The organism is Cesiribacter andamanensis AMV16, assembly GCF_000348925.1.
GTDB lineage: Bacteria > Bacteroidota > Bacteroidia > Cytophagales > Cyclobacteriaceae > Cesiribacter > Cesiribacter andamanensis.
In genome coordinates, this window is record NZ_AODQ01000081.1 from 1 (window position 1) to 20,877 (window position 20,877).

The window sequence follows — 20,877 nt, forward strand, 5'->3', positions numbered from 1 at the left end:
ACTATTGTGCGCTGGGAGAGCTCTACCGATAATTTTTAGCAGCCAGGTACAGCCCATTGCCCATACGGCAGCCAGCTATACCTATACAAATCTAACGGCCGATCGCTGGTACCGGGCCCTTGTGCAAAACGGAAGCTGTGCCCCGGTCTATAGCCAACCCCTTAAGGTAACGGTTACGCCCGCCTCGCAGGGGGGCAGCCTGGCCGGAGCAGCCACAGTGTGCCCGGGGGCCAACAGCGGCACCCTCAGCCTGCAAAGCCAGCTGGGCCAGGTACTGCGCTGGGAAAGCAGCACCGATAATTTCGCTACCCTAACTACGCTTGAACATACAGGCAGCAGCCTGACGTATCAGAATCTGACTGCTACCACTACCTACCGGGCGGTGGTACAAAACGGAAACTGTGCCGTAGTCTACAGCCAGCCGGCTACCATTAGTGTGCGTCCGCCCCTTGAGGCCGGCCGTGTGGTAGAAGATGCTGTGGTGCTGGAGGGCGATAATGCCGGCAGCCTTCAGTTACTGGACTATAGCGGGCAGATCATTCGCTGGGAGCGCAGCTCCGATAACTTTGCCACCAACATACAACCCCTGGCCAATACCACGGCTACCCAGCCTTACCAGGACCTTAGCAGCACCAGCTGGTTTCGGGCTGTGGTGACGGACGGCTACTGCGGTGAGGTCTTTTCTGCTGCGGCGCGCATCCGGGTAAACCGTGCTCCCATAGCCCGCAACGATACGCTGCTGGTAACGGCCAGCCCCTATGCGGCCTCGCTATCGGTGCTGCAAAACGATACCGACCCCGATGGCGATGGGCTACGGGCCCGCCCCCTGCAGCTGACCACAGCCGCAGGCGGCACGGCTACCCTGGGCGTAAATGGAATGCTCAGCTATACACCCCCCGCCCATTATTTGGGCCTTGACTCGCTGCGCTATACCGTATGCGATGAGGTACCCGAGGCCAGCCTCTGTGCCGAAGCCCTTATTGTGCTGGATGTACGCATGCCGGCTGCCCAGCTGGTGGTTTACCAGGGGGTATCGCCCAATGCCGATGGCAAAAATGACTTCTGGATGATCGAGCACATTGAGCGCTACCCCGAAAACCGGGTGCAGCTCTATGACCGCTACGGTACCCTGGTGTTTGAGATGTGGGGCTATGATAATCAGGACAAATGTTTCTCAGGCCTGGCCAACCGCGGCATACGCCCGGGCGGCAACCAGCTGCCCGAGGGCACCTATTTCTATAAGATCAGTACCGGCCCGGCAGCACCGCTGCTCAAAGGCTATATCGTGCTCAAAAATTAAGGTGGTGTTAAACAGGTATATCATCGGCATAGTGATGGGCTTGTGCATGGGGGCTGCTGGCAGCCTGCAGGCACAGGTGCATCCGCTGTATTCGCAGTACATGCACGATGCTACCGCCATCAACCCCGCCTATGCGGGCAGTGCCGATGCCCTTACCCTAAGCCTGCATGGCCGCATGCAGTGGATCAGTGCCGATGGCGCCCCAACCAACCAGATCCTGTCGGCCCATACCCCCCTGCCGGGCTCCCGCCTGGTAGCCGGCCTGCGCCTGCAGCACGAAAGTGTGGGCAGCGGTCGGCGTATGCAGCTTTCGCCTGCACTGGGCTACCGGCTGCCGGTAGGCAAGGGCCATATCTCCAGCGGCCTTAGCGCCAACATCAACCGCTATACGCCGGGCTACCGCAACCTGCTCATTTACCATGATGATGATGCCGTTTTTGCCCTGCAGGAATCGCAGTGGGTTGTTACACTGGGTACGGGCCTCTATTATGAATCGCCGCTGATGAACATCGGCCTTTCGGTGCCGGAGATTCTGCCGGCCACCCGGCCCGATCAGGAGCGCTCCATCTTTAGCCGGCACCTGCGGCAGTATGTTTTTCATGCCGGCCGGGCCATTCCCCTTGGGGCCGATGTGGTGCTTAAGCCCAATGTGCTCCTGAGTGTGCCCGAGCGGGGCGCTGCCTATGCCGATGCCAACCTGAACGTATTATTCCGAAATGCCCTCTGGCTGGGCGCCTCCTACCGTAGCACACAGCAGCTGGCCGGCCTGGTACAACTGCAGCTCAATGCACAGTGGCGCCTGGGCTATTCCTGGGATATGCCCCTTCGGGAGCAGCAGGGCTATGGAAGTGATACCCACGAGATCAGCCTGCAGTATTCCTTTATTTTTGATCGGTCCGCTGTTCGTTCTCCCCGGTATTTCTGATGGCAGTCTCGCTCAAATACCCCCTTTATGCCTGGCTGATAGGCGGAATGCTGGCGCTGCTCCCCCTTGGAGAAAGTGTGGCCCAGTATGATAACTTCTTCTTTCAGCTCAAACCGGCCGCCCAAAAGGGCAAAATGCTCTACGGCTCAGGGGCCTATGAAAAGGCCATCCCCTATATACAGCAGGCCCTAAGAAAGCGAGGAGAAGATCAGGATCTCAAGATCATGCTGGCCCATGCCTATGCCGTATCGGGTCAGGCCAAGGAAGCTGTAGCCCAGTACCGGCAACTGGCCTCCTCCCAGCAGCTGGAGCCAAAACATCAGCTGGCCTATGCCCATAGCCTGCAGCTGCTGGGCCGGGGCCAGGAGTCGCAGCAGGTCTATGAGCAGTATCTGAGCCAGCTTCAGGGTGATCCCCTTCCCAGCCTGGATCCGGCCGAGCTGCATCGCTCCGCCATCCGCTATTCGGTACACCCCCTTTCTATCAACTCCCGCTACAATGAGTTTGCCCCAGTACTGACCGAGGGCGGCCTGTTCTTTTTATCGGATCGGAAAAAGGGGGCTCTGGTGCACCGCGACTATTCGGGCCACAACACCGACCTGGATGTATACCATGCCGCTGCCAGAAGCAATACCCGTTTTGTAAATGTGCACAACCTGGGCAGCAGCATTAATACTGGCTTGCACGAGGGGCCGGCCAGCCAGGATGCCAATGGTGCACTTTACTTTAGCCGCTCCGACCGCAGCGGCCGCATTACGCTCTGGAAGGCCGAGCCTGCCGATGCGCCCAACCAGTGGTTGCCGGCCAAAGAACTCTCCATAACTGCAGAAGGCAATCTGTTTCATCCGGCCATCAGTGCCGATGGACGCCTGCTCTTTTATGCCTCTGACATGCCCGGCGGCTATGGCAGTACCGATATTTACTACAGCTTTATGCAGGAGGGGGGATGGTCGGCCCCCATCAATGCAGGAGCCCGCATCAATACCCCCGGCAAAGAAGCCTTTCCCAGCCTGCGGGAAAATCGACTTTATTTCTCCAGCGATGGCAAAATGGGCCTTGGCGGGCTGGACATACACGAGGCCTACCTGAGCGGCACCAAAGTGATCATGGTGCGCAATGTGGGCGCTCCGGCCAATTCCGTAGCCGACGATTTTGGCCTGGTGTGGCTGGCCGATGGCAGCGGGGGTTATTTTTCCTCTAACCGCCGCGGCGGCAGGGGGGGAGATGACCTCTACCGGCTCGATTACCACATCATTACCCTGGAAGGCAGCGTGCGCGACAGCACCAACCATAAACCCCTGGCAGGCGTAACGGTACACCTGCAGCAGCCCGATGGCGGCAGCAGGCAGGCAGTGACCAATGAAAGAGGCGAGTACAGCTTTACCCTTTTTCCGGGCGAGGTGTATAAACTAAGCTACGAAGCCAAAGATTACCGTCCCCGCACACTGAGCTATTCTACCCTGCAGGGTAAGCAGTATGGGCGGCGCGATTTTACCGTGTCCCTGGACCGCAAAACCAAGATATTTGTGCTGGGTACTGCCCGTATGCCCGACAAGCGCCGGGCGGCACATGCGCAGATTCTGGTCTACGACCATGCCGGTAGCCAGCCCGATACCCTGGTGGCCAATGAGCGCGGCGGCTACGAAGTGGAACTGGACACCGAAAGCCAGTATACCTTTCTGGTACAGTGCAATACCTGGGGCAATGTGGCCGATTTTGCCACCTCGGAGCGTACCGAGGCCTCGCTCTCGCACTACCTGAATGTAGAGCTAAAGCAACAGCAGCGCTATACGGTTAAAGGCCGTGTGGAAGGAGCCGACCCCAGCCAGCCACTGCTGCTCTGGCTTACCAACAGCCTCAATGGCAGCAGCACCCTGCTCTGGCCAGATGGCAATAGATTTAGCTTTCAGGCACTCTCACTGGCGGCCTACGAGATTTGTGTACAGCAGGGCGATAAGCGCGCCACCCTCTACCTGGGTACCGACTGGCAAAAGCCGGAGCGGCAGGTTGTTCTGGAGCTAAAATAATACAGATGAATTACTGCCCTGAGCCGGCTTAAGGGGGTAGCAAAGCCGGCCGGCAGCTGCCAGCCAGAACTGGCGCACGTGTGCCACGGGCAGCCTTGGCAGGCCCTGTAAAGCCGATGAGGGTTTTAGATAGGGAAGATGGGGAGCGAAAATGGTCCCTCCCGGAGAGATTGGGCATGTGGCTGATCCATAAGAGGTTAAGGGTTGGATGGAGCATGCAGTAGGGATAAAATGCCCATCTAAGACCTCTACAGCCCCTATTTTTTGATACCCGGGCCTGAACAGGGCAGAGGCCCTGCAAATTCTTTTAAAATTTTTATCCAAAAGCATTGCCATATATGCGGGAGCTTTGTTTTTTTATGTCCCGAAAGGGAAGCACATAAACGCGCTTAGCTGTAACACCCCCTTACACAATGCCGTAGGGGCATCATACAAGCGGATAAGCCCTAGAAACTACTATAAGCATTATGCCACAACCGACTAACCCGAACAAAAAGCGCATTATCAAGGACTACGACACCTTGCCGGAGGATATTATTACTCGGGTTAAAATGGAGTATCCCTATGGGTTTGCCGATAACCTGGTTTCCTTTACCAATAAGGAAGGAAAACGGGTATCTGCGCTTCCTTTTGAGACCGAAGACATCTACTACCTTATTCGCATGACGGTGCAGGAAGCACGCCAGATCATCAGCGATGATGAGGATTATGATGATGAAGGCAACCTGCGGGACGATTATGCCGCCGAAGATGAGGAAAGTGGCGAGAGCGAAAGCAGAAGCAGCTACAGCGAGCCTGCTGATGACTCCGACGACCCCTACGATGACTATTGAGATCCCCCTCTATACATGAAGCAGCCCTGCACCAGGCTGCTTTTTTTTGTACCCTGTGGCAAGCCCGCTTCGGCTGCCGTATTGAGGAGAGCGTGTTAAACAATCCGTTTCTAATTTCAGTAGTGCTTTTGTGAGAATACCCCTGTATATCCCCTTGCTTATCCTACTTGCCGGCCAACTCTCCTGTGGTGCGCCGCAAGAGGAAAATGAGGCTGCCCGCTCCTCTGCGGATAGCCTTGCACCCCAGGCCCAGGCTGCCGAGTCCCTGCCCCAGCCGGGGCGCTTGCCAGATACCGATACCCGGATCACCGGCCTTTTGCAAAGCAGCGGCCTGCAGCCCCAGGAAGCCCGGGCCCTGGGCATTGCCGATGCCGCCTACCAGCTCATTTCACAGCACGCGTATTTTTTGCAGGGTACCGATAGCCTGCAGTATTTTGTAGGGCAATGCGTTACGCTCACAGGCCAGCTGCAGGCCAACTGGCCGCAAGAGGCTGATAGACAGACCGCCTACGGGCGGCGCCTGTTTCGGGTAGAGCAGATCACCCCCCATCCGTTTAGTGTTTGCCACTATTCCGATACCTCCGCTACACAACCCCAGGGTAGGGAAGTTACGTATACTGGTACCGTAGCGCGCATGCAGCGCCCGGCACCCGATATTCAGTATGATTACCAGCTCAGGCTCCGGCAGCCCTACCGGGATGATAACCACCCCATAGCGCCCGGCCAGCTGGTGCGCAGTTTGCCCCTGGTGGCAGGTGATTTTGAGGTACTGTCCCGCCTGGAGCAGTCTGTACGCACCGAAGCAGAGGTGCAGGTACGGGGTATACAGCACCAGGGCTATGCCGAGCAGCAGGCGGTGTGGATTGTAGACCTGGCTGGGCCAACACTCTGAGCTTTTTTTGGTACATTTTGTAACGCTTCTCGTATATACTGCCTATATTTTGGCCTTCGTAATCGATTGCATAGCACATAAACGCACTTTTGACCTGGAGCAGGGCTGCCTGTTCCCTAACCAAATTTTTAGATCTACTACCGCATGAACCAAGCCGACATCCGCAAAATCAACAAGATTTTGGTGGCCAACCGGGGCGAAATTGCCATCCGGGTACTCCGAGCCAGCTCAGAATTACGTATTCGCACCGTTGCGGTCTATACGTATGAAGACCGCTACTCCCTGCACCGCTACAAGGCCGATGAGGCCTATCAGATTGGCCGGGACGATGAGCCGCTCAAACCCTATCTCGATATTGAAGAGATCATTTCCCTGGCCAAGCAAAAGGGGGTAGATGCCATCCATCCCGGCTATGGCTTTTTGAGCGAAAATGTGCGCTTTGCCCGCCGCTGCCAGGAGGAGGGGATCATCTTTATAGGCCCGCGCCCCGAGGTGATGGACCAGCTGGGCGATAAGGTAAAAGCCAAAGAGGTGGCCGTGGCCGCCGGTGTGCCGGTGATTGAAGACAGCCACGAACCTCTTACGTCTTTTGACGTGGCCCTGCAGGAGGCCCGGCGCATTGGCTACCCGGTGATCATAAAAGCTGCCGCCGGTGGCGGGGGCCGGGGTATGCGCGTGGTACAGAACGATACAGAGCTCGAAAAATCCTTTACCGAAGCCCGCAACGAGGCCCGTACAGCCTTTGGCGATGATTCGGTCTTTCTGGAAAAATACATCCCCGACCCCAAGCACATTGAGGTGCAGATCATGGGCGATAACTGGGGCAACCTGGTGCACCTCTACGAGCGTGACTGTTCCGTGCAGCGCCGCTTTCAGAAGGTAGTGGAGGTAGCCCCCTCAGTGCTGAGCCAGCCCGCCCGCCAGCAGCTGTGGGAATACGCCCTGCGCATTGCCCGGCATGTGAATTACAACAACGTGGGTACGGTAGAATTTCTGGTAGATGCCCAGGAGAACATCTACTTTATTGAAGTAAACCCCCGCATACAGGTAGAGCACACCATAACCGAAGAAATCACCGGCATTGACATTGTGCGTTCGCAGATCCTCATTGCCCGCAATGTGGCCCTGGATGATCCGCGCCTGTTGGTAGGCCGGCAGGAAGAGATCCAGTGCAGCGGCTTTGCCATTCAGTGCCGCATTACCACCGAAGATCCCGAAAATGGGTTCAAACCTGACTATGGTACCCTGATCGCCTACCGCAATGCCGCCGGTTTTGGCATTCGTCTGGATGAAGGATCCTCCTATCCGGGCATGACCATTTCGCCCTTTTTCGATTCCATGCTGGTAAAGGTATCGGCCTCGGGCCGTACGCTCAAGGGGGCTGCCCAGCGACTCAACCGCGCCCTGCGGGAGTTTCGCATCCGGGGGGTAAAGACCAATATCGGCTTTCTGGAGAATGTGATCTCCAACCCTACCTTTCAGGCAGGAGGGGCCACCGTAGGCTTTATCCGCCAGCACCCGGAGCTGATGCAAATTCCCGAGCGCCAGGACAGGGGTACCAAAATGCTGCGCTACGTAGCCAACGTAACCGTTAATGGCAATCCGGCCGTAAAGAAATTTGATCCCGATCGGCGTTTCCGCACGCCCAAGGTGCCTATCTACAACCGCCTGGGCGAGTACCCCAAAGGAACCAAAGACCTGCTGAACGAGTTGGGGCGGGAGGGCTTTATCAGCTGGCTCAAGGAACAGAAGAGCATTCAGTATACCGATACCACCTTCCGGGATGCGCACCAGAGCCTGCTGGCTACCCGCATGCGCACCATCGATATGCTAAAGGTGGCCGAGGGCTTTGCCCGTCAGCATCCGCAGGTCTTTAGCATGGAGGTGTGGGGCGGCGCCACCTTTGATGTGTGCATGCGCTTTCTCTATGAAGACCCCTGGGAGCGCCTGCGCCTGTTCCGCAAGGCCATGCCCAACATTCTGCTGCAAATGTTGCTCAGGGGCTCCAATGCGGTGGGCTATAAGGCCTATCCCGATAACCTCATCGAAAAGTTCATCGAAAAAAGCTGGGAGACCGGTATTGATGTGTACCGCATCTTTGATTCGCTTAACTGGGTAGAGGCCATGAAGGTGAGCATCCGCGCCGTGCGGGAGCGTACGGGCGCCCTGGCCGAAGCCGCCATCTGCTATACCGGCGATGTGCTGGACCCCCGGGAGACCAAGTATGGGCTGCAGTACTACCTGGACCTTGCCCGCCAGCTGGAAGATGAAGGCGCCCACCTGCTGGCCATCAAAGACATGGCCGGCCTGCTGAAGCCCTATGCGGCCCAATCCCTGATCACTGAGCTGAAAAAGGCTGTAGACCTGCCCATTCACCTGCATACGCATGATACCTCCTCCATACAGCCGGCCACCTATCTGAAGGCCATTGAGGCCGGGGTAGATGTGGTAGATGTGGCCCTGGCCTCCCTCTCGGGCCTTACCTCGCAGCCCAACTTCAACTCGGTAGTGGCCTTTATGCAGGGCCACGAGCGGGAGCTGCCCATGGACCTGCGCGCCCTGAACGACTACAGCAATTATTTTGAAGATGTGCGGGAGTATTATTACCCCTTTGAAAGCGGGCTGAAAGCAGGCACAGCCGAGGTGTACGAGCATGAGATTCCCGGTGGGCAGTACTCCAACCTGCGTCCGCAGGCCACCGCCCTGGGGCTGGAAGACAAGTTTGAAGAGGTAAAGGCCAACTACACCAAAGTAAACCAGCTCTTTGGCAATCTGGTAAAAGTAACGCCTTCCTCAAAAGTAGTGGGGGATATGGCCATTTTTATGACGGCCAACAACCTGACCGAAAAAGATGTACTGGAGCGCGGCCATACACTGAATTTTCCCGAATCGGTAGTAGGATTGATGAAGGGCGAGCTGGGTCAGGCGCCCGGCGGCTTTCCGGCCGATGTGCAGAAGGCGATCTTGCGGGGACAGGAGCCCTTTACCGACCGGCCCAATGCCCACCTGCAGCCTGTGGATTTCGACAAGGATTTTGCCGCCTTCAGGGAACGTTTTGGCGAGCAGGCTACTTTCCTGGAATTTTTGTCGCATCAGCTCTATCCCAAGGTGTTTGAAGAATTCTGCCAGACCCGCAAGCAATACGGCGATGTGATGCACCTGCCCACCCCTGTATTCCTCTATGGCCTGCGCCATGGTGAAGATACGCTGGTGGAGATCGATGAGGGCAAGAGCATCATCATCAAGCTGCTGTATGTATCGGCGCCGGATGAGGAGGGCATGCGTACCGTTTCCTTTGAGCTGAATGGCCAGACCCGCCGCATTCGGGTACGCGACGAAAGCCTGACCGTCACCAAGCATCAGAATCGCAAGGCAACTGCCGAAGGGGAGATTGGGGCACCCCTTCAGGGGCGCATTGCCCAGGTAATGGTGAAAGAAGGCGATGTGGTAAAAGAAAACCAGCCCCTCTTTATCATAGAGGCCATGAAGATGGAGACCACCATTTCGGCCCCCTTTGCCGGTACCATCAGCAAAATACACCTGAGCAGTGGCAGCATGGTTTCGCAGGATGATCTGGTGCTGGAGATCGCCAGCCGCTAAGAAGAAATCCGCGTAAACAAAAAGAGGAGATAGCCTGGCTACCTCCTCTTTTTTTATACTTTATGTTTTCTCAGGCCTGTACCTGCAGCGGCTGTGGCTGCAGGCCGGCATACATCTCCTGCAGTTGGGCCTCCATGCTGCTATAGACCCCGGCTTTCAACTCAGGCAGGTTGGCTACTCCCAGGCTGCTGACCGGCACAGGCGCAAGAATCTGCACCCGGATGGTGCCCGGACGCATGAGCAGGCCCTTTGGCGGCATCAGTCGACCTGCACCGGCTATGGCCACCGGCACCAGCGAGGCGCCTGTTTCCAGGGCAATGCGGAAGGCGCCGTCGTAGAAGGGATTCAGCAGCTGGCGGGTCTTGTTGACTGTACCTTCAGGAAAGATCACCAGAGAAGTGCCTCCCTGCAGCGCTTTTTTCATCTTTATAACACTTTGCAAACGACTTTTGGCATTGGAGCGGTCTACCATTACTGTTACCAGGCGGGCAAAGGGGCCAAAGATGGGGATTTTGCCTACCTCTTTTTTGGAGAGCGTCTTAAAGGCGCCCTTAGTGATGAGGGGAAGCAGGCAAATATCCAGAAAAGAGGTGTGGTTGGGGATGATGATGTAGGATTCCCGGCTACTGAGATGCTCCAGACCCTTTACCTCGTACCAGATGCCGGTAAAGGCACGGAAACAGTGCGCCCACAGATGAAAGCCCCAAAATGAGAGCCGGTTGCCTTCCTTTTTTACCAGCAGTGGCAGCAGCATGAGGGGCGAATATAAAAACATGAAAAACAGGAACACTAAGCCTGCATATGCAGTATATACTAGCAACAGCGGATTTTTCCTCATCAGAATATTTTTAGTATAAATTGTATTTCGGCCATAAAATTTATGTAAGTTTCGCTTTCCTTACATATGTGCATTTTTGGGCGAACAGCAAGATAATTAATTACGAAGATGCAACCACAAAAAGGCAAAGACTTTGTGAAAAACCTACGAGAGCTGAATGACGCCCTTGCCGGTCTGATCAAGAATATCAAGAAAGATATTACGCTACTGGAGAAAAGCATCGCCAGTAACCGCCAGTACCTCAACAAGCCCTATCTGGACAAGCAGCTCAGAGGCAATGACCTGATCCAGGGCTTGCGGGAACACCTGAACTAGGCCTGATTGGCAGGCCTGATGCCCCTCTGTGTCCTTTGATATAGTATATCTGTACCCCTTACGCAACGCATCTACCGCTCCTTACCGGCCCCATCTGCAGTAGCTAACACATAATTACCCGTTTGTCCGCCACAGGCGTAATTACCTGCAAACATGCAGGGACCGCCTTTACTTCCAGTACCCCCTCAAAAGGCAAAAACTCCCCATCCAGGTGCATGCACTCACTTTTTGGGCTCTGGATGCGGATGTGCACGGCCCGGATAATTTCCATGTAGGGGCTTTCATGAATGCTCCCCTGAAACAACCGCATGCCCATGGGCAGCGCCTGCACGGCCGGAAAAGGTTTGAGCAGGCACAAATCTATTTTTCCATCCTGAATATCGGCCTCTGGCGAAATGTAGGCATTGTTGCCGTACTGGCCCGCATTGGCCAGCGATACAACAAAGCATTTACGCCTGAATGTACGGCCATCTACTTCCAGGCTGTAGCGCTGCGGGCTGTAGGTGAAATACTCCTGCAGGCTAAGGCGCACATAGCTGCCAAAGCCCCGCTGGCCGGCACTGGCAAAGAGCCTGCCAATATGCGCATCAAAGCCAAGGCCGGCGGTGCAGAAAAAAGGACGGCCGTTGGCCAGGGCCCCGTCGATCAGGGTAGTGTGCGGCTGGTTCAGCAGCCGAATGGCCTCCACCGTGCTGATGGGAATGCCCAGGTGCCTGGCCAGCCCGTTGCCTGAGCCAAAGGGGATAATGCCCAGGGCGGTTTTACTGTGCATCAGGCCTGAGGCTACCTCATTCACCGTGCCATCGCCGCCTACGGCAATTACGGCATAAGCCCCGGCCTCTGCAGCAGCCCGGGCCAGTTCGGTGGCATGCAGGGGGCGCTCGGTAAGGGCAAAAGTGTGGGTAAATTGCGTTTTATCCAGCAGCTCTTCGGCCAGTTGCGGCACCCGTTCCTTTTTGCGGGTGCCGCTGATGGGGTTCATGATAAAGACCAGGTGTTTTTTAGTATCGGCTTCCAAAAGGGGGGCTGTTAGTTTAATTAAACTGGCTGGCAGTTGCACTACCAAAGGTACAACACGCACTACCTACTATAAAGAAATCGCCAGGCAGTAAAAGGTTTTGGGCAAAGCAAAATGCAGCGGGCTGGAATCTTTTTTTTGGCCGATTCGTTAAAGGGAGTAGATAGGCGGCAAGTTTAAAAGCTTGTCGTATATTTGTTTAACAAATCTATTTATTCACCTCTTTGCTTGCACTTTGGCCTGTTTGTCGGTACGCCGTCAGCAGGCCTCTTTTTTTTTGGCTGACACTTGGCCTATTCCACCTGCACGCTGGCAACCAGGCGCAGGCCAAGCCAGGGGGCGGGGCCAACGTACCGCTGCATATCGCTGATCTTGCTTGCTTCCAGGGGGTGCATAAAGCTGCCTCCTTTGGCCTGGCCCGGACCCAGGATCATTTCGGCTACATTGCCAATGCTGTGCAACAGGCCAAGGCTGTTCTGAAGGCCCTCTGTCGTGGACAGCGGAAATTCAGGCGCCATGTGCAAATCTGCCGGCAGACTGGCCACTACCTGAAACAGGGGTAGATAGGTCTTGCGCAGGCTGCGGCTAAAAGCTTTGCGGCTGGGCCTGGGGTCGGCCAGCCCCTCCCAGGCCTGCTGCGGATCAATGCGCTTGCTGGCCCGCACCAGAAATTCTTTTTCCCGAAAGCCATAGGGATGCCGGCCAATGTAGCGGGTGCCGGCAGCGGCCTGCATCCACTCCTCTTCCGTAGGCAGGCGATACTCTACTACAATACGTCTGCCCTGCAGGCCAAGCGCTGCCAGCTCCCGGGGCTGGTTGATCGCCTGGTTGACTGCCCTGCTGCGCCAGCGGGCATAGGCCTGGGCCTGCTCATAGCTGATGCCCACCACCGGATGGGTGCGGTACTGGGGTGCCCGCAGGTAGTTTTGGATCAACTCGGCAGGAGGCGTTTGGGGATTGACCAGGGTACGCTGTACCCATACGCTTGTGTCGGGCAGCATCTGGCGGTAATAAGCTTCGCCGGAATCGCGGCGGATGTAGTACAGAAATTCCAGCCAGTGCAGGTTGGCAACTTCTGTTTTATCTACATACAGATTGGTGCCTACCTGTACGGTATTGGGAGGGGTAGGGGGGGTGATCTGCTGGGCAAAGAGGGGAAATCCTCCTATAAGCAGCGCCAGGCGCAGAAGTAGTTTCATAGAAACAATAACAGCAATTTTAGCAGATCGTTAGGCCTGGGGCCCTGCAACTTCTTCCCGGCTGGCCTCCAGCCGGCTCCAGATCTCGGGCAGCCACTCCACATGTTCTGGTTTCATAAAGCAGGAGCGCAGGCAGGTGACCCATTCGCCCCGGATCTCAACCCCCTGCCAGCTGGTGGGCAGCAGGCGGGTGGGATAGCGAAACTGAGCCAGGTGCAGGTCCTTTTTTGCTGCAGCTGTAAAGATCTGCTGGCTGAGGCGGGAAATGGTGTCGGTATCGGCTGCCCGGGGGGCATACACTACTATATCAAGGGCTGGCGGCAAAAGGGGCATCCAGTGCGGGCTTTGCTGCAGCTGGTCCCAGCACTGCAGAGCGGCCTGCCGACATTTTTCCAGGTCTTGGGCAAAGGCGCCGCCCTGCTCCAGGGGCAGCAGGCGCTGGGTGGCCCAGAGGGCTACGGCCGCAGCGCCGGGGCGGCTGCACTCCAGGCTGATCTCGCCCAGGTGCAGCTCTTCGGAGGTAAAGTAGGTATAAGGGGAATCATGGCGATAAAAGCGGCCCACTGCCGGGTCCCGGAACAGCACACAGCCGCAGCCATAGGGCTGCAGCCCATGTTTATGGGGGTCTATCACCACCGAGTCGGCCTGAGAGAGGGTTGCAAAGGCGCGCGCAACCTCCGGTTCCAGATTGCCGGCCAGGCGGAAGTACCCCCCGTAGGCGGCATCGGCATGCAGGCGGAAGCCCCAGGTTTGTTGCAGCGCTACCAGCTTATCCAGGGGGTCTACGGCGCCCAGTCCGGTGGTGCCCAGGGTGGCTACCACAGTGCCTACATCCCCCCGCTGCAGCCGTGCCTCCAGAGCCTGCAGGTCCAGCCGGCCCTGTTTATCCACTGCAATTTTTTCAAAGGGAATGCCCAGCACGGCGCTGATGCGCTCATGGGTATAGTGAGCCAGCTCGGAGGCCAGCACGGTTTTGCCCGGCTGAAGCTTGCTGGCCACCCAGAGGGCTTCCAGGTTGGCCATGGTGCCGCCGCCTGTGAGGTGACCCAGGTGCTGGGGCCAGTCCAGCATGGCGGCCAGCTGGGCCACGGCTTCTTTTTCCATCAGGGAGCTGGCCCGCCCGCCATCCAGCGCGTGGTTGTTGGGGTTTACAAACTGGGCCATGGCATAGGCCAGGCGGGCCATGGGGTGGGGCGGCTTCAGCATCTGGCCCACGTACAGGGGGTGGTAGAAGGGAAAATTGTCCTGCATGCGCCCGGCCGTTTCCTGCAGCACCGCCTGCAGTGCTTCCGCATCGGCAGCAGGGGTAAAGGAGGGAAGTGAAGCATAGGGCTCCTCCAGTTTCTGCAGCGCTTCCTGGAGCAAGTGCAGGCTTTCTTTATCAAGCATGGCTAAAAATCTTTAATGCAAGGGATGGCGTACTCACAAATTTGGCCTAATTTCGTAAATTTGCAACGCAAAAACAGTCTTATGGGAAGAGCATTCGAATACCGCAAAGCGCGCAAAATGAAGCGCTGGTCTACCATGGCCAAAGCCTTTACCCGCATTGGGAAAGATATTGTAATGGCAGTGAAAGAAGGCGGCGGCGATCCGGATACCAACCCACGCCTGCGGGCCGTGCTGCAAAATGCCAAGGCGGCCAACATGCCCAAAGAAAATGTGGAGCGGGCCATCAAGAAAGCCACCGACAAGGATACTTCCAACTATGAAGAGAAAGTGTTTGAAGGCTATGCACCCCATGGCATTGCCATCATGATTGAAACCGCTTCCGACAATAACAACCGTACGGTGGCCAACATCCGCAGCCATTTTAACAAAACGGGGGGTAACCTGGGTACCAGCGGCTCGGTGGAGTTTATGTTTGAGCACAAGTGCCACTTTAAGATCGCCAATACCGGCCAGGACCTGGAAGAACTGGAGCTGGAGCTGATCGATTACGGTCTGGATGAGATCTACGAAGAGGAGGACGGTATTATGCTCTATGCCCCCTTTTCAGAGTTTGGCCATCTGCAAAAGGCGATCGAGGAAAAAGGTTTTGAGGTGATCAGCTCAGGCCTGGACCGCTTCCCCATGGACACCAAAGAGCTTACGGCCGAGCAGCGCGCCGATGTGGATAAGCTGCTGGAGCGACTGGAAGAAGATGATGATGTGCAGCACGTGTACCACAACATGAAGGAAGAGGAAGAATAGGTTTCCTACGTACGAATAGATAGTGACAAAAACCCCCTTGCTGTACTGGCTGGGGGTTTTTTGTTTAAGAGAGGTTGAGCGCCTTCTTTACTTTGGCCGGTAGCTTCTGCCGCACCAGCTGGTAGGCGTGCAGCACGTACTGCTCCCACTCGGCTGCACTCAGGCTATCGGCCTGCTCTACAAGCACCCACTGGTAGCGGGCCAGATAGGGGGCGGGAACAATGCCGGGCCGGCTGGTAAGAGCGCCAAAAGCCTCTTCTGTTACTTTGAAAGAAGCAGAGAAGGTGTCCTGCTCCAGCCCGCTAACGCAAAACATTTTTTCGCCTACCATAAAGCAAAGGTCCTGCCCCCATTTAATGCCTTCGGTGGTGCCGGGGAGCTCAAGACAAAGGGCGCGTAGTTTTTCCAGGTTCATAGGGGAATAGTAGTAAGGCCGACAAGCTAACCCCATTTTTTGGTCTTTGTCAACTGTCCGGGCGATTCGCCCCACTGTTTCTTGTAGGCGGTTGAGAAGTGCTGAGGGTTGGCATAGCCCAGGGCATCGGCCGCCTCGGCCACTGTTGCGCCCCCGTCGGTCAGCAGCAGGCGCGCATGCTCCATGCGCAGGCGCTGGATGTAGCCAAATACAGTAGTGCCAAACAGCTGTTTGAATCCCTTTTTCAGCACAAATTCATTGAGGCCGGCCTCCCGGCAAAGGCTTTCCAGGCTCAGATGGGGCTGCAGGTAATGGCGGTGCAGGTACTCCCGCAGGCTGTAGAGTTTCTCCAGCTGCTGCGGGTTAGGCAGCCGGTTAAGGGGTAGCGAAACGCTGGCGTAGGCATCCAGCAGCAGGCACAACAGCTCGCTCACCTTAGCCTCCAGATACAGCTTGCGGGTATGGCCCTGCAGCGGGCAGCTGCGCACCTGGCTAATGGTGCTGCGCATGGCAGGGGTAATGCTCAGGGGAAGGGGACTGGCTGCAAAGGCTTCTCTTTTTGGATCTTCTGCAGCAGAAGCTCCCCCTGGGCCTCGGAAGGGTCGAGGTACTGGCTCAGCTTTTCGGGCTTCAGGCTCAGGTGAAAGACATCCAGCACATCGCCGGCCTGAACGGTATGATGGCCGCCCGGCTCTGAGGTAACAAGGAGGTTGTGCCGGCCAGGCTGCATGTGCAGGGCAGTGGGCAGGCAGCTAAACTGGGAGAACAGGCTGCCCTTTAGCTGCAGATTAATATTGATATCGTCAGAGTGGGTTTCGTCGGCAAACTGAAGGGGCTGGCTGCCAACAGTCCATTGCAGGGAGGAGAGGTGGATGCCCGGCATCACATGGCGTTGCATGCGGATACAGCCCAGCTGGGGATGCGCTACCTCCAGCTGGGGCTCAGGCTGTGCCTGGCGTATGCTCAGCGCCGTTAGCTCCTGCAATATGGTGGAGAAAGAGATTTGCTGTGGCTGCATAAAAATCCGTTTTGCGTAGGGGGTGCTCCGTTTGGCGTAGCCGGCCAGGACAGCTGAATGAGTAGATTTGTTGTAAAATTAAATCTAAGAAAAATGATACGAAAGCTTTTTAGAGGAGCGGCGATTTTTTTGTGTGGCCTGCTAGGCCTGGCAGTGCTGCTGCTGGCCATTGCCTATGGCCGGCTTGAGTGGCAAAAGCAGCAAGTGTATAGGGTACCGGTTGCGCCTCTGCAGATTCCCGGCGATTCTGCCATCCTGGCCAGGGGAGCACATCTGGCTGCCATTAAAGGCTGCGCCGAATGCCATGGCGAGGATGGGGGCGGCAAGATCATGCTGGATGATCCTGCCCTTGGCCTGCTGGTGGGTTCAAACCTTACCAGGGGCAGGGGTGGCCTGCCGGCTGCCTATACCACTACCGATTGGGTGCGGGCCCTCAAGCACGGCCTGCGCCAGGATGGCCGGCCTCTGCTGCTGATGCCCTCGCAGGAGACCAGCCAGCTATCGGCAGAAGACATGGCGGCGCTGATCGCCTACTACAATGCCCTGCCTGCGGTAGATCGGGAACAGCCCCCCATGGCCATAGGTCCGGTGCTGCGGCTTCTGTCGCTGGCCGGGCAGGTGCCTCTGTTTCCGGCCCAGCAAATTGATCATGAACGCCCCCTGCTGGCCAGTGTAGCGGTGCAGGTAGGCCCTGCCTATGGGGAGTATCTGGCCATTTCCTGCAGCGGCTGCCACGGCACCAGCATGAAGGGGATGGACGCTCCGGCACCCGGCCTGCCGGCCCGGCCCGATATCAGCCGCAGCGGCAAGCCCGGCCGCTGGACCCAGGAACAGTTCATAGAGACCCTGCGTACCGGCCAGACACCCGACGGGCGGCAGCTGAAGCAGGAGGACATGCCCTGGCAGATGACTGCCCGCTATACCGACGAAGAACTTCAATCCCTTTATCTCTACTTAATGTCTATTTAAGCCATGATCACCTATATCCCTGCACCACACCGGCCGGAACCAGGCCAGGAACGCACACCCGAAGGCTTGCCCCGCACCATTCCCTCCAAACTGGGAGATTATACCATAGAAGTGCTACAGTCTGCTTCGGAAACCGGCGGAAAGCTGCTGGTAGTAGAGGTACTGCTGGCACCCAAAGGGGGCAACGACCTGCATTACCATACAACTTTTGAAGAAGAATTTAGTGTGCAGCAGGGGGTGCTGGGCGTACAGCTGGAAAAAGAGGTGCTGCACCTGAGGCCGGGCCAGACGGCCACCGCTCCCCGCCATAAGCTGCACCGCTTTTTTAACCCCAGTGATACGGAAGCAGTACGCTTTATGGTGCGCATTACGCCACCGCGGCAGTTTGAGGCCTGCCTGCGCATTGCCCACGGACTGGCCAATGATGGCAAAACCACCAGTAAGGGCATTCCCAAAAGCCTCTGGCACCTGGCCCTGCTTTTTGAGATGGGAGAATCCTATGTCCCCCTGCTGCCCCACCGCCTGCAGCTGCTGCTTTGCGGCCTGCTGGCCGGCCTTGCCCGCCGCCTGGGAAAGGATAAGGAACTGGATAGGTACTGGCAACCGGATGCAGAATCTGCTCGTAGGGAGCAGAGCATACCCGTAGATGCAACGCAGGCAGCCAGGGAGTGAGATTCTACAGGCTTAGGGCAGTACACAAAAAAGGCCCGCCGAGTTACGACGGGCCCTGCTCTCAAGTGAACCTGGCAATAGGCCAGAGGAGTAGTCAATCCTTATTTTCGCTCACCCTTAGCCGGGCGTTTGCCCTTGCGGTCGCCGGCCTGTGCCTGGCGGGCTTCCCGCTCAGCTTTGCGCAGCTCCTGGTATTGGGCCCATTGCTCGGTGGTCAGGATCTTCTGCAGTTCGGCCCTATTTTGCTGGCGCAGGTTTTTCATCTGTGCTTTTTTCTCTTCCCTGCTCAGCTCGGTATTGGCTTTGAGTGTATGCATTTGTGTTTTGCCAGCTTCCTGCAGGGCTTTCCACTGCGTTACCTGGCTGGCTGTAAGATCTAGTTTGGATGCCCATTCGTCGATGTTCACACCTGCATGGGCAGCACGTTTATGTCCCTTTTTATAGTGCTCTTTGGTAGGCTTTTCACTGCTTTTTTGCGGACTGGTCTGTGCAAAGGCTGTTACCGATAGAAACAGAAAGGCTGCCGCCACAATCATTTTCATCTTTTTCATACTTCCTTTTTGTTTTAGGTGAATTTCTGGCAATTAGATGCTGGAAAAGGGTGAAGGTTTAATTTGAATGATCTATACTATCCGTTCTTTTTTTCTGAATTGATTGCAAGCACTATGCCATCTTTTTGCAAACGTCTTGAAGAAGTGGTAGAAAGTGTGGAAACACGCTTATTCCTGACGGCCTCGGCCACGTTCGCTTTCGGAGGGTGCTTCTGGGCGGGCCTCCTGGCTGGTAAAATTGCGGATGTTGTAACTAAAGCGCAGCATCAGGTAGCGGTTAAGGGCATTGGTTTGCACCTGTTCCACATAGGCCTGGGTCACATTGCGCTGAATGTTGGTATTTTGGTTGAGCAGGTCGTAGGCATATAGGCTGATCTCCCCCTTGTTTTTAAAGAGGCGCTTGCCAAGGCCGCCGTTCAGCAGCAGAAAATGCTGCGCAGCACTTCCGGCAAAGCTGCCAAAGTACTGGTGCGCTACATCGGCCTGCAGACTAAAATTGCCGGGCAGTATCCATTTCAGGCTGGCCTGGCTGCTTTGGTTCAGGTAGCGGTTGTTCAGGTTTTCCCGCAGCCTGTTTTCGGCCAGCGTATAGCTGCTCTGGGTGCCCAGGATAAAATCCAGTTTTTCGCTGATGTTGCTGCTGAGCACCAGGCCGGCCCCAGTAGTATAGGTGCTGGTGAGGCTTTGTTGCCCGTTTATAAGCCCGGGAATCTGGCTGTAGGTAATGCTGGCCGTCAGGTTCAGGTTGGATTTAAGGGGGGCAATGGGCCGGCCCCAGGAGGCAAAGGAGCGCAGGCTGCGGTAGCCCTGCAGGTTGGTGGGCTGACTCAGTTGCACCCCTGCGGGCACCACATAGCCGCCCGCCAGCACCGTATCGGCTGCGGGCAGCAGCACACGCGTGCCAATGTAGCGATCCGATACCGAGCCTGAGAGAAGTGCAAAAAAGGTTGAGGCCTTTGCCAGATTGCTGGAAGAATAGCGCACAAACAGGCTATGCTGATAATCCTGCTGCAGGCGGGCATTGCCCAGGCTCAGCTGCAGGGGGTTGCTGTTGTCAATGGCTTCCAGCAGCTGCTCGGCCGAGGGGGCATTGGTAGCCGTGCGGTAATTGAGGCGCAGGTTTTTGTCTTTGCTAATGGTGTAGCGGTACATGGCTGAGGGCAGCAGGTTGTTAAAGCGGCGATCAACTACTCCCTCCCGGGGGTAGACCAGATCATTGAACAGGCGGGCCGTCTGGTAGTTGAGCCCCCCCTGCAGCATGCTTTTTTCGGTACGTAGCATGTAGCTGGCGCCGGCATTGTGGCTGAGGTACTCATTCAGCAGCTGGCTGCTCAGGCTGGGGTTCAGCGCCCAGGCTTCCTCGCTGCTTTCCCGCTGAAAGGTGAGCTTATCGGGCTCGGAGCGCTGGTAGCTGCTGCGGTAGTTGAGCATCAGGCGGCTTTTTTCGCCCAGGGGTTCGGTATAGCGAAGGTCGGCGCCTAGGCGCAGGCCGGGGCGGCTAAGCCCGCTTTGCTGCAGCAGGCTGTCCCGTTCCATGCTACTGCCGCTGGTAAACAGGTTGGCGGCGCGCAGGCTGCTTTCGCCCTCCTGATTGTCGTAGCCGGTAGAGAGGTTCAGGCTAAGGCTACGGCCCCGCTTGCTGCTGAAATTGTGGCGCAGCAGCAGGCTATTGTCCAGGTTCAGGGCATTGTATTCCGATACAAAGCGGTTGCTGGTACTGCCTAAGATGGCCTCCTCCAGCCGGGTAATGCCCTCCAGGTCGGATACCCCCTGGTAGCGCTGCAGGTTCAGGCGGGGGCGCATGATCAGGGTAGTGGCAGGGCTGAAGGTATAATTTAGCCGCATGTTGAAGCGATGGTTGGTGTTGGTGCTTTCGGCCCGGCTTACCTCCTGGTACGTTTGACCGGCGTTGCGCTCGCCCAGGTACTCCAGGCGGGTGATCTGGTTGGCCAGGTTGTTGGTCTGGTTAAAGAAGTAGCTGCCGGTTACCTCCATCTTTTACCCCATTGGTCGGTATAGTTGAGGCCGGCGGCATGGGTGGTGATGAGCCCGTTTTGCTGGTCCACCAAAATCGCCGGTATTGCCGCCCCGTCCACCGCCCCAGCTGCCAACCGC

Annotated in this window: 19 protein-coding genes; 10 read left to right on the forward strand and 9 right to left on the reverse strand. The window is 56.8% G+C overall.

The genetic code is table 11. The features are described from left to right. From ADICEAN_RS14125 to ADICEAN_RS14150, 6 genes are all read left to right on the forward strand, one after another. Positions 1-1,300: T9SS type B sorting domain-containing protein (locus ADICEAN_RS14125; protein ID WP_236612921.1), on the forward strand; the 1,300-nt coding region annotated here is incomplete at its 5' end. 4 nt (positions 1,301-1,304) lie between these two features. Continuing rightward, positions 1,305-2,225: a PorP/SprF family type IX secretion system membrane protein gene (locus ADICEAN_RS14130; RefSeq protein ID WP_152426442.1), complete on the forward strand. Its 921-nt coding sequence runs from the start codon at positions 1,305-1,307 to the stop codon at positions 2,223-2,225. Next, entirely contained in the window at positions 2,225-4,252 is a 2,028-nt protein-coding gene (locus tag ADICEAN_RS14135) for a carboxypeptidase regulatory-like domain-containing protein (protein WP_009196303.1), read from the forward strand. Before ADICEAN_RS14130 ends, ADICEAN_RS14135 begins: the two co-directional genes overlap by 1 nt. Before the next feature lie 467 nt (positions 4,253-4,719). After that, complete coding sequence (locus tag ADICEAN_RS14140; protein WP_009196304.1) at positions 4,720-5,085, forward strand: hypothetical protein; 366 nt, start codon at positions 4,720-4,722, stop codon at positions 5,083-5,085. Positions 5,086-5,239: 154 nt separating this feature from the next. Continuing rightward, entirely contained in the window at positions 5,240-5,977 is a 738-nt protein-coding gene (locus ADICEAN_RS14145) for a hypothetical protein (protein WP_040397334.1), read from the forward strand. A gap of 144 nt (positions 5,978-6,121) precedes the next feature. After that, positions 6,122-9,577, forward strand: coding sequence for a pyruvate carboxylase (locus tag ADICEAN_RS14150; RefSeq protein WP_009196306.1), 3,456 nt, complete (start codon positions 6,122-6,124; stop codon positions 9,575-9,577). 70 nt (positions 9,578-9,647) lie between these two features. On the opposite strand, the gene ADICEAN_RS14155 is transcribed toward ADICEAN_RS14150, so the two are convergent. Beyond that, the gene (locus ADICEAN_RS14155) at positions 9,648-10,331 is read right to left on the reverse strand and encodes a lysophospholipid acyltransferase family protein (protein ID WP_236612922.1); all 684 of its coding nucleotides are present in this window, start codon (positions 10,329-10,331) and stop codon (positions 9,648-9,650) included. Positions 10,332-10,523: 192 nt separating this feature from the next. On the opposite strand from ADICEAN_RS14155, the gene ADICEAN_RS14160 reads away from it, so the two are divergent. Next, the gene (locus ADICEAN_RS14160; RefSeq protein ID WP_009196308.1) at positions 10,524-10,730 is read left to right on the forward strand and encodes a hypothetical protein; all 207 of its coding nucleotides are present in this window, start codon (positions 10,524-10,526) and stop codon (positions 10,728-10,730) included. A 103-nt stretch (positions 10,731-10,833) separates the two neighbouring features. Here the strand turns inward: ADICEAN_RS14160 and ADICEAN_RS14165 are convergent, their stop codons facing one another. The 3 genes from ADICEAN_RS14165 to ADICEAN_RS14175 all read right to left on the reverse strand — a co-directional run bounded on the left by ADICEAN_RS14165 (position 10,834) and on the right by ADICEAN_RS14175 (position 14,336). Further along, positions 10,834-11,748 carry a diacylglycerol/lipid kinase family protein gene (locus ADICEAN_RS14165; RefSeq protein ID WP_236612923.1) on the reverse strand — a complete coding sequence of 305 codons (915 nt, stop codon included), beginning with the start codon at positions 11,746-11,748 and terminating at the stop codon, positions 10,834-10,836. Positions 11,749-12,041: 293 nt separating this feature from the next. Beyond that, on the reverse strand, positions 12,042-12,947 hold the full coding sequence (locus tag ADICEAN_RS21385) for an SUMF1/EgtB/PvdO family nonheme iron enzyme (protein ID WP_009196310.1): 906 nt from the start codon (positions 12,945-12,947) through the stop codon (positions 12,042-12,044). A gap of 30 nt (positions 12,948-12,977) precedes the next feature. Continuing rightward, a complete protein-coding gene (locus ADICEAN_RS14175; protein WP_009196311.1) occupies positions 12,978-14,336 on the reverse strand; it encodes a pyridoxal phosphate-dependent decarboxylase family protein in 1,359 nt (452 codons plus the stop codon). An 81-nt stretch (positions 14,337-14,417) separates the two neighbouring features. Between ADICEAN_RS14175 and ADICEAN_RS14180 the strand changes: the two genes are divergently transcribed. After that, the gene (locus tag ADICEAN_RS14180) at positions 14,418-15,137 is read left to right on the forward strand and encodes a YebC/PmpR family DNA-binding transcriptional regulator (RefSeq protein ID WP_009196312.1); all 720 of its coding nucleotides are present in this window, start codon (positions 14,418-14,420) and stop codon (positions 15,135-15,137) included. 64 nt (positions 15,138-15,201) lie between these two features. Here the strand turns inward: ADICEAN_RS14180 and ADICEAN_RS14185 are convergent, their stop codons facing one another. From ADICEAN_RS14185 to ADICEAN_RS14195, 3 genes are read right to left on the reverse strand one after another with little or no spacing between them, the layout of a single operon-like run. Continuing rightward, positions 15,202-15,552: an MmcQ/YjbR family DNA-binding protein gene (locus ADICEAN_RS14185; protein ID WP_009196313.1), complete on the reverse strand. Its 351-nt coding sequence runs from the start codon at positions 15,550-15,552 to the stop codon at positions 15,202-15,204. A gap of 26 nt (positions 15,553-15,578) precedes the next feature. Continuing rightward, positions 15,579-16,061 (reverse strand): helix-turn-helix transcriptional regulator, encoded by a 483-nt coding sequence (locus tag ADICEAN_RS14190; RefSeq protein ID WP_009196314.1) that lies wholly within the window; start codon positions 16,059-16,061, stop codon positions 15,579-15,581. A gap of 14 nt (positions 16,062-16,075) precedes the next feature. Beyond that, positions 16,076-16,570: a hypothetical protein gene (locus ADICEAN_RS14195; protein ID WP_009196315.1), complete on the reverse strand. Its 495-nt coding sequence runs from the start codon at positions 16,568-16,570 to the stop codon at positions 16,076-16,078. Positions 16,571-16,663: 93 nt separating this feature from the next. On the opposite strand from ADICEAN_RS14195, the gene ADICEAN_RS14200 reads away from it, so the two are divergent. Continuing rightward, the gene (locus tag ADICEAN_RS14200) at positions 16,664-17,539 is read left to right on the forward strand and encodes a c-type cytochrome (RefSeq protein WP_009196316.1); all 876 of its coding nucleotides are present in this window, start codon (positions 16,664-16,666) and stop codon (positions 17,537-17,539) included. 3 nt (positions 17,540-17,542) lie between these two features. Continuing rightward, complete coding sequence (locus ADICEAN_RS14205; protein ID WP_009196317.1) at positions 17,543-18,211, forward strand: cupin domain-containing protein; 669 nt, start codon at positions 17,543-17,545, stop codon at positions 18,209-18,211. Between the two features lie 101 nt (positions 18,212-18,312). On the opposite strand, the gene ADICEAN_RS14210 is transcribed toward ADICEAN_RS14205, so the two are convergent. Continuing rightward, positions 18,313-18,762, reverse strand: coding sequence for a Spy/CpxP family protein refolding chaperone (locus ADICEAN_RS14210; RefSeq protein WP_009196318.1), 450 nt, complete (start codon positions 18,760-18,762; stop codon positions 18,313-18,315). Positions 18,763-18,930: 168 nt separating this feature from the next. Continuing rightward, a complete protein-coding gene (locus tag ADICEAN_RS14215) occupies positions 18,931-20,757 on the reverse strand; it encodes an outer membrane beta-barrel protein (protein WP_009196319.1) in 1,827 nt (608 codons plus the stop codon). Between the last annotated feature and the right edge of the window lie 120 nt (positions 20,758-20,877).